The following is a 15,597-nucleotide window of genomic DNA, read 5'->3' as shown; positions in this document are numbered from 1 at the left end:
GACTACAGCTCCGCGAAATTCTTCAAGAGCCGCATTCCGTAGCTGTGGCTCTTTTCGGGATGGAACTGCACGCCATAGATGTTGTCCGCGCCGACCGCACAGCTGAACGCCATGCCGTATTCGGACGTGGCCAGGACGTTGTCGTTGGAGGCGCAGTCGAAATAATAGGAATGCAGGAAGTAGAAGCGGGAGTCCTGCTCGAGGCCATCGAAGAGCCGTGCCCCGTGCTTCGGCACGACGTCGTTCCACCCCATGTGCGGAAGGCGCGCGGGGCGCGGCAGCCGCGCTTCGTCGAAACGCCTGACCCGCCCCTCGATCCAGCCAAGTCCGGCCAGTTTGCCCTCGTCGCTGGAACTCGCCAGCATCTGCATGCCGACGCAGACACCGAGCACCGGCACCTTCTGGTTCATGACGAGATCGTCGACCGTATCGCGCATGCCCGAGGCGTCGAGCAGCTCGATGGCGTGGTCGAAGGCACCGACCCCCGGCAGAATCAGCTTGGTCGCGCCCTCAAGGTCGGTCGCGTTGGTCGCGATCCTCGCCGCCACGTTCATCCTCTTGTAGAGGTTGGCGAAGGCCTGAACGTTGCCGAGCCCGTAGTTGATGATGGTGATCATCGGAAGATCCGGTTGTCCAATCCGAGCGCGTTCGAGATCCTGGCGCCGAGCGTGATCATGAACAGGTTGTTCTTGTAGTCGCGGAACGACTTGTTCTTGCCGTGGAAGATCTCCTCGAACTCGGCGACCGTCCAGCCGAGCTTCGTCGCCACATATTCGAACTCGTGGCGCAGCGTGTCCTCGTCGAGATCGGGCTTTTCGAGCCGGGCAAGCGCCTCGTCGCGCGTCATCTGCCCGGTCAGAATCTCGCTAGAGAAATAAGCGCGGCGCTTGTCGTAGCCGAACTTCCGCGGCGTCCAATAAGCTTCGTAAAAGCGGGTGAAGCGCGACTCGTAGTGCTTCTGCGGATAGGGCTGCCAGCCAAACTTGTCCTGCAGCTCACGGATTGCTTCCTTCTTGATGAAGGGAACGTTGTCGAGCAGCTTGATGACGCGCATGCCCTTCACCAGGCGGTAGTACAGCCGGTACTTCATAATGTCGCAGGTCGGGAACGTCTTCAGCTCACGCGTGCCGAACTTCTTGTGGATGTCATGCACGTGCGCCATGTCGGTGGAGAAATAGGTCCACTCGATCGATTCGCGCACGCACTCGGTGGAATTGTTGCCGCCGGTGATGACGTACTTGAATCCGTTCTTGGCGGCGAAATTGTACATCGCGGAAAACAGCGCAAGGTCCTGCGGCTGGTCCTGGAACGCGACCTGCGACAGGAAGAACGCGCGCTGCAGGTCCTTCATTTCCTCCCAGTTCACGACCTCGGTGACGAGATCGAGATGCATGCCCTCGATGATCTTCTGGATGTTGCTGACGCCGAGATCGGAATTCCATCCGGTGTCGCAGTGAAACATCAGGGGCCGGAGGCCGAATTTTTCCTTGGCAATGTAGGTGACGTAGGAACTGTCCAGCCCGCCGCTGATCCCGATGATGCAGTCGTGATCGCGATCCTTGCCCTCTTCCTTGATCTTCTCGATGACCGGCATGATCTCCTGGATGCCCCGTTCATCGGGATGCCAGTTCGGCTTGATGTTCGCATGGAAGTTGCAACAGTACTGGCACCAGCCGCGCCCATCGAACTGGAGCGTCGAATCGCTGGTGTCCATGACGCAGTTGGTGCAGATTTGGTACGGCCTGGCAGTCATCTTCACGAAAATCGCTCTTGAACCCATGCCCCGGACCTACAATGCAATTTTTGTCCGGTGCGGGTGTGCTGGACACCCTTTAATCGGTCTGGCCTATCAGATAAACACCTATTGACGGTCAGGGTGCCGATTTTCGCGCCCAGGCAACTTTTGGCCTTCAGCCCGTCAAAAGGCCGTTTTTGCCGGTCAGGGCGCCAAACGGCGCTGGCGCGCAGCAATTTCCCGCATGCTCTTCAGGAACACCCAGCGGGACAACAGCTTTTGAAACAGCGGGCGTTTCGATACTGTGCTCGTCGTATTGCTGCCATGGCGGCGCTTCAGCAAAGTCCTGTCGTCGAGATGAAGGTTGGAACCAATCTGATTGGCCGCAAGCGCGATCCAGAGATCATGGGATTCAACGTAGGCGGGAATCGGGGTGATCAGCGGCACCAGGCTGCGCCGGAACGCCATCGCGCAACCGAAATAGTTGGTCTTGCCAATGAAGATGTCGAGGATGTTGCCTAGATGCCGCGTTGAGGCCTGCGCCGACACGCCATCGAAGGCGACATCGATCGGGCGCTCGTCGGCATCCATCCACTCGAAATTGGTGGAGACCAGCGCTGCCCCTGACGCCAGCAGCCTTCCCGACATCAGCTCGGCGCGGCCAGGCATCCAGACGTCGTCCTGGTCCGCGGTGAAGATGACATCGCCCTTCGCCAGTTCTATGGCGCGACCAAACGAATAGACCTCGCGTCGGTTGACTTGATTGCGGTGAACGGCAATGCGCGCATCTCCGATGGCTTCGATGATTTCGACTGTCCGGTCGCGCGAGCAATCGTCGACGACGATGACCTCGTCGTCCGGGCCGAGCTGCTCCAGGATCGACCGCAACTGTCGCTCGACATAATCCGCGCCCTGATAGGTCGCCATGCAGACGCTGATTTTCATGGGGCAAAACTACCTGGAAGCACCGAGCACGACCCGTCTATCAGAATGCCCTAGCAGCTTTGGACACCAAGCCAAATACTGATTGTTGTGGACCTGCGGTTCCGATATGCCCCGATGACGTTTTGGCATCGAAACAGATCTGATGAATTGGTGGCCTCCAGCCTTGAGCTTGCGAAAGCTTCGGAACCGGTACTCGATCGGCGCCGCAATGGCGCTGTCGATGCAGATCACCGGCGCGGCCCTGTCGTTCGTGGTCAGCCTGCTGCTCGCCAATCTGGTCGGCGCAACGGGACTTGGCCTCTATTTCCTCTGCGTCACAAGTGTCGAGATTTTTTCAACGGTTGCACGGCTTGGTCTGGACACTTCCGCGTTGAAATTCATCTCGATCGCCAATAACGGCGCCGACGACGGGACCGTCGCAACCGTATATCGCAAATGCGTAGGAATCGCGGCGCTTTGTGCCATCGGGATGATCGCGCCGGCCTGGCCCATTCTGAACTGGGCGCCGATCGGCGCGAGCCACCATGCCGAATTCGCCGCACTGGTACCGGTCCTGATGGTTGCCTTGATCCCGGTGGCTGTCCTGTCGGTCCAAACGGAATCCTTCAAGGCGATCGGGCGTCCCGGAACCGCCGTCTTCACCCAGGCCGTCCTCCCGCAATTGCTGTTGCTGCTGGTGGCGTCGGGGCTCGCTTTTAACGGGACGGTTAAACTTTCTTCTATCCTTGCGTGCTATGCCGGCGCTTTCCTCGTCGCAATGCTTCTGGCGTTTGTCCGCTGGAGAATGATCATCAGGGACATCTGGAAGATGGCCAGTTTCTCGACAGCGACCTTGCTCCGCACCAGCCTGCCGATTCTGATCGTGACGAGCCTGAATCTCGTGATGGCCTGGACCGATACGCTCGTTCTGGGCATCCTCTCCAGCGCCGATCAGGTTGGCATCTACGGGGTCGCACTTCGGATCTCCGCGACCACGTCATTCGTGCTGATCGCAGTCAACAGCGTCGTTGCGCCGCAATTTGCCGCTCTCTATTCGAGCGGCAGGCACGCCGAGCTCGAAACACTGGCGCGCCGCAGCACCTTCTGGACCCTGGCGAGCGCATCGCCGCTGATCGTCCTCTTCCTGGTCTTCCCGACGGAGATCCTGCGCGTATTCGGTCCCCAGTTCGAAGCCGGCGCCTGGCCGTTGCGGCTCTTGACCCTGGCTCAGCTCGTCAATGTTTCGACGGGCCTGCTGACGTCGCTGCTGATCATGACCGGCCACGAAAAGCTGATGCGCAACAACATGATACTGTCGGCAACCGTCAACCTCGTCGGCAATCTGCTGTTGGTTCCCCTGCTCGGCGCGCTCGGTGCTGCGATCAGCACCGCAACCTCCATGACCGTGCTGAAGGTGGTGAGCTGGTGGATCGCCCGGCGCAAGCTCCACATCAACACCGTCAACTACCTCAACTTCAAATCACCCAGATGAAGCCGGTCGCCGCGTGGCGATCGCTGTCCGGGCTGCGCCGGCGGTCAGCCCGTCATTGGCTCTCGGTCCAGAGGCCGGGCAGGACTTCCATACCACGCCACGCTTCCGGGCTCGTTCGCGAGCACTGACAAGCACGCGAGAGCAATAAACACCGTTCCGAGGCCAATCGAGCCAGTGAGAACCGTGTTGGTCGCCGTCGAGATGAAGAAGAAAAACGCGCACAGCAGCAAGGCCCGCCCGAGCGTCTTGTTGGCAGCAGGCACTCGATAATAAAGCCAGCAGATATAGGCGAGCAAGGCGAACCAGAATGCGAGACCGACTATGCCCTGCTTGTAGAGAATCTCGATATAGGTGAGCTCGATCTTCGTCCTCTGGCCGATCTTCGCTGCAAAGCCCTGCCCAATCACCAGGGTCGTAAGCGTCATGTTGTCCCGCACGAGCCCGATGTCCAACCGTCGAATGCTATCGGTGGGGCGGCTGACTTCGATCGCAGGACCTGCTGCCCCAGGCTCCTTGTCTCGCTGCTGCTGCACCTCCGTGCTAGACGAGCGGTCTCGAGGAGGCACCGGCGAAAGTTCGCTTTCGATCCCGAGGCCAACTGATGTCACGACGGTGAGCAGCAGCACCTGACCGGCGAGTTGCAGTCGTTGCGGCCAGCGGCCCCATGACATGGCCGCAATGATGCAAGCGCTTAACGCCACCGACAGGCTTCTCGTCAGAGTAAGCGCCACGGCCAGCACCACGATCACGCCGATCACTTTCGTCATCCGGAATGGATCGAGCAGCAACAAAAGCGCCGCCACGCAGGCATAGTACATGCCCTTGTAGAAGAAGCCCACGAAGGGGTTCACCCGGAATATGATCTCGTCGCTGACCCTCAGATGCCCGAACAACGTCGAATACGGCACAAGCCCGAGATGCACGCTGGCGAGCGCGAGCAGATAGACGGTCGCGAGAACTGCGCCGCCCACCATCAGAATCGTGACCACCATCGTGACTTCGCGGCGCGATTGAATTGCGCTCGTGAAGAACAGCAGCATCGGAAAATAGGCGAGCGGCTTCAGTTCGCCGACAAACGCGGCGCGCGGACTGGGATCGACGATGATGACGGGACCGAGATTCGTCGCTATTCCGGCGCTGAAATTGTCGTTGAGAAATCCGATGAAGACTCCGAACGCCGTCGTCGCGACGAATGCACCGAACAACCACCAGACCCCCGGCGCGGGCCTCCCCTCCTTGCGCGAGACCAGCGCAGCGACGGTCCAGACCATGCACAGGATGAAGAGCAGTTCGCGCACCCGAAACGGCCCGATCTTGATCAGATAGCCGTTCCCGCCCAGCGCGAGGTCGCCCACGACCAACACCAGCAGCGCAGTTCCAATCGCCTGCCTCGACACGATCTCAGCCGAAAGCAGCGCCCAACGCGGCAGGAACCTGAGCATTATAACCGAGATCCAAAACATCAATCGTGGTGACTACACGACGGGCTGTAGCGAACCTATGCCATCTTCGGATAAGCAGATCAAGCGAGCCGGCCTTGCGGTGGACAACGTCCGGTCGCAGCCCGCACTCCGACTCAAGGTGCAATGCCAAAATTCTGATGGTAAGCTGAACTTACAGCCAGTACGATATTGATTGGCCCGCTTCAGGGGCATTCCCATTAGACATTTGCGCGCGGCCAAGAGACAGAGCTTGATGCATCTAAAGACCCTTGTTGAAAACGAACTCGTGGAGGATCCGTCGTCGGTCTGGCTGCTCCGCGGCCATCAAACCTTCGCTTACTCAGACGGTGCCGCCTCCGAGATTTATCTGGATGGCGTGTTCCGCACCTCAAAAGATCTGAGCTCTCGTTCCAGCGAACTCGAGAGTCACATCAAGGATTGGACGAGCGAGTATCACCTGAGCAGGAAACGGTCCCAGCTTCTCTCCGGATTCACCTTCGATCGCAATCTGAGCGTCCTCGAAGTCGGTTGCGGCTGCGGCGCGATCACGCGCTATCTCGGAGAAAATTTCGACAGCGTGGTCTCGGTCGAAGGCAGCATTGCGCGCGCCCGTCTGGCCCGCCTCAGAACGAAGGACCTGCCTTCGGTCTCGGTGATCTGCGCACCCTTCCAGGAGATCCGGTTCTCCAAGAAGTTCGACATCATTTTCGTCATTGGCGTGTTCGAATACTCGGCATCGTTCGTCAAGGGCGAAGATCCCTACGAAGCCGCGCTGCAATATTACGCTGACATCCTGGCCCCGGACGGAATGATCGTCCTCGCGATCGAAAATCAATTCGGGCTCAAATACCTCAACGGCTGCCACGAGGATCATCTCGGGATCAAGTTTGAAGGCGTCGAAGGCTATCATGGCGGCCAGGCCCGCGTCCGCACGTTCGGCCATGGCGAGTTGGTCAATCGCATCGGACGTCATTTTGGAGACGTTCGCAGCTTCTACCCCTATCCGGACTACAAGATTCCGGACGCAGTGCTGAGCGCCGAGTTTGTTGGATCCGGCCAAGCCGGCGAGCTCATATCGCAAATCCCGTCGCGCGATTATGTCCGGCCATACAAGCCACTCTGGAATGAGCCGGCCACCGTGTTGGAACTCGCGCGGAACGCAATGCTCGAGTTCTTCTCCAATTCGTTTCTCATCGTCGCGGGCCGTACGCAGATTCATGGCATTTCCTTCGACCAGCTTGCGGATCTCTATTCGTCGGGGCGAACGTCCAAATTCCTGACCCGGACACGCATCGTCAGTGAACCCGGCGGAGCCTGGCAGGTCCTGAAGAAGCCGACGACCGGCACCTCGACCGTCGACGGCGGCTTCATCCAGCTGGTCGCAAATGACTCTTCGTGGATTGGCGGAAACTCGCTCCTGACGCGCGTGATGCGTCGGGCAAGGTCGAAGAATATCTCACTCGACGATGTTTTCGAGCCATGTCGGGCATGGCTCGCGTTTCTCGTTGCAAATTCGCATGAGCGCGATGGCGTACGGATGCTCGACGGCCCGTTCATCGATTCGATCTGGCCGAACGCCTATTTCGAGCAAGACAAGCTGAAGCTCGCGGACCAGGAATGGAAGCTAGCCGAGAGCTTTCCCTTGAACGTGCTCGTCATCCGCGCAGTCTTCGATTTCCTCGCCAGGTTGGAGTACAGCCCAACGCGCAACCCCGCCTTGAATGGGCGGGCTGGTCGGCACGTGATCGAAGCCGTGGCGCGATCGCTCGGGGTAAACCTGTCATCCGAAGATTTCGAGCGCTTCCTTGCGATCGAGTCTCGCATGCAGAGCATCGTCACCGGCGCAGACGAGAGACGTTTTCGGCTGTATTGCCGCTGGCTCCTGGCTGACCGGCCGTCCCTGCGGGCCTTCATGGCCAACGTTCAGGCGCTCTCGCGATGGAAGGCCCGGGCCATTTCCCTGTCCTCCCGGATCATTGGCCGGTTGAAGTCCAGATGATCCGGCCCCGATCGTCCTCGCTGAGCTGACAGCTCCGTTTACGCGATCTCCTTTGTGCTATACTCGGCCGAACTGGCGCGGGAATGAATGATGTTCGAGTGTTCGCGACCCTGCAGATGAGTATCAGCGAAGTGAATTTTCGCGATCGAACGATTGCGCTCCTTTCCATTCCGGTTCTATACTTTGTATGGTTCATCGCTCTCTCGGCGTCGGGCTTCTTCGTCGGGCTTGGCATCTCCGCGACCTTCCGTTCTGTTGCGGCATGGGTGGCCGCGTCCTTCCTGCTCGCTCTGATTCCCGTATTTTTTCAGCTCAGGGGCATAAGAGCCGACAGGCGCGAGCGGATCGACGTCATCTTCGCGGCTTGCGTCCTGCTGCTGTGTACGGCGACGGGCTTCCTTGCCAGCTCGATCAATCGGCCCAACGAGGACGACTCCGTTTACGCGACCAAGGCGGTCTTCTACCAAGCGTATCCCAACCAGATCCTGGACAAGAAGATCAACTGGATCGAAGGCCTGCCGTCGACTGCTGAGCTCATCAGCTTCCAGTACTATGAAACCATACTAGCAGCTGTAGCCAATCTTTTCGATCTCCCATTCCTCGATGTCTATCACGTCATCGCTCCCGCAATCGTCGGCTTTCTGATGGTTCTTGCGACGTTGCTGGCGTTGTCGGTCTTCGAGCAGCGAAGAGGGGCTCTGGCGCTTGGATTGCTGCTATTCTCGCTGGTCACACTGTCGCTGGGTGAGACAGACGTCACGTTCGGCAACTACAGCATCGCCCGCGCATTTCAAGGCAAGGTCTTTTTCATCGCAGTCGGGCTGCCTGCGTGGCTTTATCTCTCGCTTCGATTCCTGACGTTGAGAGAATTCGGAACCTGGCTCTTCCTCGTAGCCACGGGGGTCTGCTTCATGGCGGCCACCACCACGGCACTCGTCCTGCTGCCGCTGTTTTCAGCAGTGATCTTTCTTTCCTACATATGCTGCGGAAAGGAGATATTCACCCGCAAGAATGTCGAGCTGGGGCTTGCCTACGTTTCATCTCTTGCGCCAGTTGCTTGGGCTGCATGGGAGCTTCATGCAATTGCCCAGCGATCGCTCGGCACCGGCTCTCCGGTCAGCACCGGATTTCCCCTCACCTTCAGCAAGCAGATCGCGTTCTTCGTAAATCCTCATCTTCCACTGACGCCGATCCTGTTTTGCGCGGCGCTGTTCGTGACCTTGTGCTACTCACCCCATCGCCGATTTTTTGCGATCTGGGTCGCCGTGATCATTGCGGCATTTCTGAACCCGCTGGTGTTCCGCTTCATGCTGAAGACCGTCGCCCCGGAAACGATTTACTGGCGGCTGATCTTCCTGCTTCCGTTTCCGATCGTCGTCGTGACGGCGTTTTTCGCGACGCGCGGAAGACCGCGGTCTTCCGCGATCGCGATCGCCGCATTCTCGGTGTTGGCGCTCGCGGTGATTCTTGGACCCACCTCGGTGATCAGGAAGAAGCCCGACATGACCCTGGGCTGGCCTGGCGTGAAGATTGCGCAGCCGGAACTTTCAGCCGTCCGGGAGATTGCAGAGACCGTTCCGGCGGGCAGCATGCTCGCTCCGATCCCCATCTCCAGCAACCTGCTGATCTATTCACCGAACTATCGACAGTTTCATACGCGCGAGGACTTTTTCGTCCATGTGGCGCGTCAATCAGGCGTGGACCAGCTGTTTCTCGACCGATCAAGCATCTATTCGTTCATCTACGAGGACAGCAAGAATCCTGCCGTAAAGGAATTGCTGAACCGGATTCTGGCGTCACCTGGCCGGCCGCAGGTCGTGGTCTTGCCGGACCGAACCGTCGCGATCCCCGAGATCCGCGGGTTGCTTGAGCGCAACAACTACGCGATGCGGCATCTCGCCTCCGCGCCCTACGCCCTCTTCATCGCAGCTCCGCTCTAGGCGACACGCCGGACCGAGCGTCGTCTCGCCTCGCGGAAGATCAAGCCGGATCGCCGGCCGCCTGCGCGGATTCCGCCGGTAGCGCCTGCCGTGGCATGAGATACCACAGCAGGAAAAGCACAGCGCCGCCGTGCGTCAACAGCACCGTCGAAAGCGGAACGTTCAGGAGGTTCTGGACCATCATTCCGCTCGAGACCACGATGAACGATGGCGGCAGGCCGGCGGAGGCACGATTCCCGAGGGCGATCACGACACCGCAAATGAACACCGTGACGGGGGCATACAGCCAGCCCACCGACGCGATCCCCTCAGTCGTGAACAGCGAACTGTTATAGGTCCCACCGCCCGGGAAATAGTGGAGCATCACGACCCCCAATTGGTTCTGATACGGACAATCCATGAAACGCTTCAGGACGCCGATCTGGCAGAAGTGGGTGAGTTCGTGCCGTGAGAAGAACTCGTTGTAGACGTCGAGAGCAAGCGCCGGCACCGCGAGCAGACGGAAATTCACGATGAAGTTGTACTCGCCGGCAAATCGAGCAACAGGACCGGTGCCGCCCATGAAGATGAACAGCAGTGCACCAGCCGCGATAGGTAGCAGCAGTGACAGGACGACGACCACCCTCGCCTCGAACATCCTCGCAAGTACGGCGAGGCCAATCAGCCAGACAGGCGCGAAGAACGTCATCTTGCTGACGGCGATCGGATAATAGAGCAACATCAGCACCGCGATTGCACCCGCCTGCCAGATTGCCCTGCGCGCGACGCAGTACGCAAACAGGAACGGCAGAAGCGCGCCTGTCTCCATGCCGATGAGATAGTTCACGACCCTCGGCAAAGCGTCAGTGCGCATACTGGACGCTCGATCAGGGGAAACCAGCGTGAAATTGTAGCTCGCCGCTATCGCGACCGTCGCCGCGCAGACCAGGAAGGTCGCGATCAACAGACGGTCGAACGATTTGACCGACAGCTTCGGTATCTGCGGCAGCGGCGAGGACACGAACAATGCAGGCAGGAGGAAGAGGATCGCCGAGACGGCCGCAGACAGTCTCGCGCCCTCCTGGTCGTAGACGCGCAGGGAGAAGAAGCTGAGCCACAGATAGCTGAGCACCATGGAGCAGAGATAGAAGCTCGCGAAATAACCGAAGCTGAACCTGGCAACAACGAACAGCAGAAAGACCGGCGCGAATAGCGCGACCGCGAGCAAGGCCGAGTTCAGCGTCAGGGGATTGTATACGAGATGATAGGTGACGAAGTACTTGGAGACGTTTGCGGCCGACATGCAGAAGACGGCCACGGAAAGCGCAATCAGCAGCACGAGCAGCGGTCGCGTGGGCCAGCCTCCGGTCATGGGGCCGATGGCCGGCAATGCACTGCTCTCCTTCTGCTGCAACGTCCTTAGTCCATAAAGACGACGGTTTTGCGACCGTTCAGGATCACGCGATCATCGAGGTGATGACGGATTGCTCGCGCCAGCACGCGGCGCTCGATGTCACGCCCCTTGCGGACGAGGTCCTCCGGCGTGTCGCGATGGCTGATGCGCTCGACGTCCTGATCGATGATCGGCCCCTCGTCGAGGTCGCGCGTCACGTAATGCGCCGTCGCGCCTATCAGCTTGACGCCGCGCTCATGGGCCTGGTGGTAGGGTTTTGCGCCCTTGAACCCTGGCAGGAACGAGTGGTGGATGTTGATGCAGCGCCCCGATAATTTTGCCGAGAGATCATCCGACAGGATCTGCATGTACCGGGCGAGTACGACGAGATCGGTCCCGGTCTTGCCGACGAGGTCGATGATCTGCCCCTCCTGCTCGCGCTTGGTTTCCTTGGTGACCGGCAGATGGTGGAACGGGATGCCGCCGAAATCGAGCCCGGCATAGACCTCGCGCGGATGGTTGGAGACGATTGCAGTCGGGATCATCGGCAATTCGCCGGTACGCCAGCGGTAGAGGATGTCCACCAGGCAGTGGTCGGACTTCGACACCAGCAGCATCACCTTGCGATGCGCCCCGCGGTCGCGCATTTGCCAGTCCATGCCAAACCGCTCGGCAATTGCGGCAAAACCGGTCTGCAACGCAGTGAGCTCGACAGCCAGATCGGCCGCCGTGAACACCACCCGCATGAAGAATTTGCTGGTCTCAACGTCGTCAAATTGCTGGGCGTCGAGGATATTTTGCCCATTATGGGCGAGGAAGGTCGACACTGCCGAGACGATACCGGGGCGATCCGGGCACGAGAGGGTCAGAACGTATTGATGGTCGGGCATGGCACTTGTTGGACTGCGGGCACCCTCATGGAACCCTTTGAATTCGCGCCCAGCTCTATCATCCGGAGCACCCTCCTGCCAACTCCAGAAGATCGCAACCTGCGCTAGGGGGGACAGGTCGGCAGCTGTCCCCACCACCCGGTATTGCGGGCGCGGACCTCTACGACACATGTCACGCTTTGCCCGGACTGGCTGAATTGGTGCAGCAGCACATAGTATTGACCGGTAACCGAGACATAACGGGTTGGCAGGTTGCGGCTTTCGAGCTTGAGGTTGGGAGGAAGCTTGATGCCGTTGCTCGCAAGCATCTCGACAAGTTCCTCGACGGGGACATCGCGTGCGTTGAAGACCGGATAGCCCCCCTTGGCGCTATGATATTTCTCCAGCAACGCCATGAGCCCGGCGTCCTGCACCCGCGACGCAGCGGCCTCCGGCTTGAGACCGAAAACGTATCCGAACCAGCCGGCCAAAATCGCAACCGCGACGGCGGCAACCTTCAGGAACTCGCGCATGGCCTGATCTAGCACCGTCGACGGTCTTGCGCCAATCCCGGGCGGAAGGGCAGGATGAATCGATCATTGCTAGATTGGAGCTTGCCCATGGCCGACCGTTTGAACGGCGCCCGCATCCTGATCCTGGAGACGCGGGAGGAGGCGCAATTCTCCAAGCTGCTCGCCGAGCAGGGCGCCGAAGTGGTGCAATGCCCGATGTTCACCATTCACGATGCGCCTGATCCAGCGCCGATCGAAGCCTGGATGCGCCGCGCCGTCGACAGGCCGTTCGACGACCTCGTGCTGATGACCGGCGAAGGTCTGCGTCGCATCATGAAGCTGGCCCGCGCCCGCGGGCTCGACGGCGCGCTCGTTACGGCTCTGGGCACATCGCGAAAATTCTGCCGCGGACCGAAGCCTGGCAAGGCACTGCGCGAGGTCGGACTGGAGCCGCAACAGACGACGGAGAAGCCGACCACCAAAGGCGTGATCGAGATGCTCGGCAAGCTCGACCTCAGGGGACGACGCCTCGGCCTGCAGCTCTATCCCGACAAGGATCACGGCGCGCTGATCGGCGCGTTGACGAACCAGGGCGCCGAGGTCGATACGGTGCTCCCCTATGTCTACGATTCGAAGGCCGCGGACGCCAACATCGTCGCCGCCATCGACGAGATGGCCGATGGGCGCATCGACTGCATCGCGCTGACCAATCTCGGCCAGATCCGCCGGCTGTTCGACGCAGCGAAGACTCATGGCGGCGAAGCACGTCTGCGCGAAGCGCTGGGCCGTACACTGATCGCCTCGGTCGGGCCTTCCGTGAACGGCGAGCTCACCAGCCACGGCCTGCGCCCGGATATCGTGCCGGCCGAAGACGCCTATTTCATGCGGCCGCTGATCTCGGCGATGGCAACAAGGCTTGCTGCAAAGCGGCCCATGGGTGCATCGCGGTGAGATCACAAGAAGCGCATTGCGGCGATGCGCCAGCATTAATTGACACCAAGATCACCAGCGCTAGTTTGCTCCCGGGTAAGAAGAAACAGCAAGGCAGGGAATCGCCGTGACACGCGCCATCGCGTCTTGAGCGCAACCATACGACCATCGACGCTCGCACCGTTCCGCATCCGCAACTACCGCTTCCAATGGCCGTCCGACCTGCTGACCTCCTGGGCGTTCGAAGTCGAGACACTCGTGCTTGGCTGGTACATCCTGGTCGAGACCGGTTCCGTTCTGCTGCTCACGGTGCTCGCCTCGCTGCAGTTTGTCGGCACACTGGTCGCGCCGGTGTTCGGGATGATCGGCGACCGCATCGGCCATCGTGATCTCCTCGTCATGATGCGCCTTGCCTACACGGCGCTCTCGTCGATCATCATGGTTTTGGCGCTGACCGGCCACCTGACGCCGCTCACCGTCATGATCATCGTTACGATCACGGGCCTGATCCGTCCCTCCGATCTCGGCGTCCGCGGCGCGCTGCTCGCCGACATCATGCCGCCCGAGCAGCTGGTCGGCGCCATCAGCGTCGCGCGCACGACGCAGGACAGCGCTCGCATCGTCGGCGCCTTGACCGGCGCCGGCCTGTTCGCCGCGTTGGGCATTGGCTACGTCTATGTGGCGATCGTCTGCCTTTACATCGCTGCTGCGCTGCTCATGCTGTGCCTGAGCCGGCCGGAGAGAACCATCGTCACGACCGAACTTCCGGCCAACAGCCATGCCATCTCGAGACTGGTCGGCGACCTCAAGGAAGGCATCGTCTACGCCTGGAGTGGCCCGGGAATGCGCGCGGCGCTGTGCGTCGCCTTCCTCGCCAACCTCACCGCATTCCCCCTCACCAACGGGCTGATGCCCTACGTCGCACGCGACATCTTCCATACCGACCAGACCGGTCTGGGTTATCTGTCCGCAAGCTTTGCCGTTGGCTCGCTGATCGGCTCCATCACGCTCAGCGTCGTGAGCGGGGTGCGCATTGCCCGGCTGCTGATCATAGCTACGATCGCGTGGTATGCGATGCTGCTGGTATTCGTCGAGATCAGGACCATGCCGGTGGCGATGGCCTGCCTCGTGCTCACCGGCATCGCGCAGAGCATGTCGATGATCGCAGCCGCCGTGATCCTGATGAAGGCTGCGAGCGCGCATCTGCGCGGCCGCGTCATGGGCGTGCGCATGATGGTGATCTACGGGCTGCCGATCGGTTTGCTCGCGGCCGGCAGCCTCATCGACGTCATCGGCTTTTCCGCGACGGGCTCGCTCTACGCGATCTCGGGCATCCTCGCGATGCTGGCGATCGCCATCCGCTGGCGCGCCGATCTCTGGCCGATCCACGCCCCCGCCAATGCGCGATGATAGGCGTCAGTCCCCGTAACTCCTGAGCCGCGCAATATCGAGGATGGTGACGCCGCCATATTCGAGCCGCAGCAGCCCTTCCTTCTCGAGCTTGTTCAGCGCCCTGTTGGCGTTCTGCCTGGACATGCCAGACAGCGCGCCGATCTCCTCCTGGGTGATCTCCAGATGCGTGGTCGATTCCGGATACAGGATCGGGTTGAACAGCGAGGCGATGCTGCGCGCGAGCCTTGCGGTGGCATCCAGCGTGCGGTTGACCTCGAGCATGCCGATGAACTGGCCGAGCCGCTCGTTGAGCTGGCGGACCAGGAAGCGATTGAAGCCGACACTGTTCTCGAACAACCACATGAAGGCGCTGCGCTCCATCAGCGCGACGCGGCTGTCGCGCAGCGCGACGACGTCGTAGCGGCGGGGCTCGTTTTTCAGCACGCTGCCCTCGCCGAACCAGGCGCCGGCCGTGAGCCCGGCAAGGCTGGTCTCCTTGCCGTCCCGCGAGACCCCGCCCATCCGGGCAAGACCACTCACCATGCCGGCCCAATAGTCGAACCTGTCGTCACGCATGAAGACGGTCTCGCCGGTGCCATAGGACCGCTCGGTGATCCCGGCCCGGGCCACCTCGATCTCGCGCTCGGTGAGCTCGCGCGACCAGGCGGCCACGCGCTTCAGATGATCCTCTGAAATCATGATCCCGAAGCCAGCCGCACCGTGTCGTCACTCCGCTCCTCTGCTGCATCGCAGCATAACCGCTCGGCCGTCCATCCGACGAAAGATGAAGGCCGTCTCCGGCCGGCAAACTTTGTCGCCGAAATGTCAGGCGGGAGACATTTCAAAATAGCGCTTTCCCGTATGGAGAACCACCTTGCGCGATGCGGCTTTTGTTCCCACGGGAATGAGCTGGCGGGTGCGATCGGAGGTGACCATCAGCTGCATGGTCTCACCGGCGCGGCCGTACTAGGATCGCAGCGAGGCAATGGA

13 protein-coding genes are annotated in these 15,597 nt (G+C 60.5%); 5 read left to right on the top strand and 8 right to left on the bottom strand.

The annotated features are described in order from the left end of the window. Window positions 1-2: 2 nt before the first annotated feature. From hisH to SE91_RS08695, 3 genes are all read right to left on the bottom strand, one after another. A complete protein-coding gene (hisH, locus tag SE91_RS08705; protein ID WP_061847304.1) occupies window positions 3-617 on the bottom strand; it encodes an imidazole glycerol phosphate synthase subunit HisH in 615 nt (204 codons plus the stop codon). After that, window positions 614-1,753, bottom strand: a complete 1,140-nt coding sequence (locus SE91_RS08700) for an N-acetyl sugar amidotransferase (protein WP_061851049.1) — start codon at window positions 1,751-1,753, stop codon at window positions 614-616. Before SE91_RS08700 ends, hisH begins: the two co-directional genes overlap by 4 nt. A 186-nt stretch (window positions 1,754-1,939) precedes the next feature. Then, window positions 1,940-2,680: a glycosyltransferase gene (locus SE91_RS08695; protein ID WP_061847303.1), complete on the bottom strand. Its 741-nt coding sequence runs from the start codon at window positions 2,678-2,680 to the stop codon at window positions 1,940-1,942. Window positions 2,681-2,888: 208 nt separating this feature from the next. On the opposite strand from SE91_RS08695, the gene SE91_RS08690 reads away from it, so the two are divergent. Then, complete coding sequence (locus SE91_RS08690; protein ID WP_061847302.1) at window positions 2,889-4,151, top strand: oligosaccharide flippase family protein; 1,263 nt, start codon at window positions 2,889-2,891, stop codon at window positions 4,149-4,151. Between the two features lie 44 nt (window positions 4,152-4,195). On the opposite strand, the gene SE91_RS08685 is transcribed toward SE91_RS08690, so the two are convergent. Continuing rightward, the gene (locus SE91_RS08685) at window positions 4,196-5,593 is read right to left on the bottom strand and encodes a hypothetical protein (RefSeq protein WP_061847301.1); all 1,398 of its coding nucleotides are present in this window, start codon (window positions 5,591-5,593) and stop codon (window positions 4,196-4,198) included. A 253-nt stretch (window positions 5,594-5,846) separates the two neighbouring features. Between SE91_RS08685 and SE91_RS08680 the strand changes: the two genes are divergently transcribed. Beyond that, window positions 5,847-7,592, top strand: a complete 1,746-nt coding sequence (locus tag SE91_RS08680; RefSeq protein WP_061847300.1) for a class I SAM-dependent methyltransferase — start codon at window positions 5,847-5,849, stop codon at window positions 7,590-7,592. Between the two features lie 98 nt (window positions 7,593-7,690). Further along, complete coding sequence (locus SE91_RS08675) at window positions 7,691-9,532, top strand: DUF6077 domain-containing protein (RefSeq protein ID WP_156489527.1); 1,842 nt, start codon at window positions 7,691-7,693, stop codon at window positions 9,530-9,532. A 40-nt stretch (window positions 9,533-9,572) separates the two neighbouring features. Here SE91_RS08675 and SE91_RS08670 read toward each other — a convergent pair whose 3' ends face one another. The 3 genes from SE91_RS08670 to SE91_RS08660 all read right to left on the bottom strand — a co-directional run bounded on the left by SE91_RS08670 (window position 9,573) and on the right by SE91_RS08660 (window position 12,306). Next, the gene (locus SE91_RS08670) at window positions 9,573-10,901 is read right to left on the bottom strand and encodes a hypothetical protein (protein WP_156489526.1); all 1,329 of its coding nucleotides are present in this window, start codon (window positions 10,899-10,901) and stop codon (window positions 9,573-9,575) included. A gap of 29 nt (window positions 10,902-10,930) precedes the next feature. Further along, window positions 10,931-11,794 (bottom strand): formyltetrahydrofolate deformylase, encoded by an 864-nt coding sequence (gene purU / locus SE91_RS08665; RefSeq protein ID WP_061847297.1) that lies wholly within the window; start codon window positions 11,792-11,794, stop codon window positions 10,931-10,933. A 104-nt stretch (window positions 11,795-11,898) separates the two neighbouring features. Beyond that, on the bottom strand, window positions 11,899-12,306 hold the full coding sequence (locus SE91_RS08660; RefSeq protein WP_061847296.1) for a hypothetical protein: 408 nt from the start codon (window positions 12,304-12,306) through the stop codon (window positions 11,899-11,901). An 87-nt stretch (window positions 12,307-12,393) separates the two neighbouring features. Here SE91_RS08660 and SE91_RS08655 point away from each other — a divergent pair, with 87 nt between their 5' ends. After that, window positions 12,394-13,236: a uroporphyrinogen-III synthase gene (locus tag SE91_RS08655; RefSeq protein WP_061847295.1), complete on the top strand. Its 843-nt coding sequence runs from the start codon at window positions 12,394-12,396 to the stop codon at window positions 13,234-13,236. A gap of 126 nt (window positions 13,237-13,362) precedes the next feature. Then, entirely contained in the window at window positions 13,363-14,625 is a 1,263-nt protein-coding gene (locus SE91_RS08650) for an MFS transporter (RefSeq protein WP_061847294.1), read from the top strand. Window positions 14,626-14,631: 6 nt separating this feature from the next. On the opposite strand, the gene SE91_RS08645 is transcribed toward SE91_RS08650, so the two are convergent. Then, entirely contained in the window at window positions 14,632-15,306 is a 675-nt protein-coding gene (locus SE91_RS08645) for a Crp/Fnr family transcriptional regulator (RefSeq protein WP_061847293.1), read from the bottom strand. Window positions 15,307-15,597 lie beyond the last annotated feature (291 nt).

It is taken from the genome of Bradyrhizobium sp. DOA1, assembly GCF_001593325.1.
In the GTDB taxonomy this organism is placed as follows: domain Bacteria; phylum Pseudomonadota; class Alphaproteobacteria; order Rhizobiales; family Xanthobacteraceae; genus Bradyrhizobium.
This window is presented reverse-complemented; position numbering and strand designations above follow the sequence as displayed.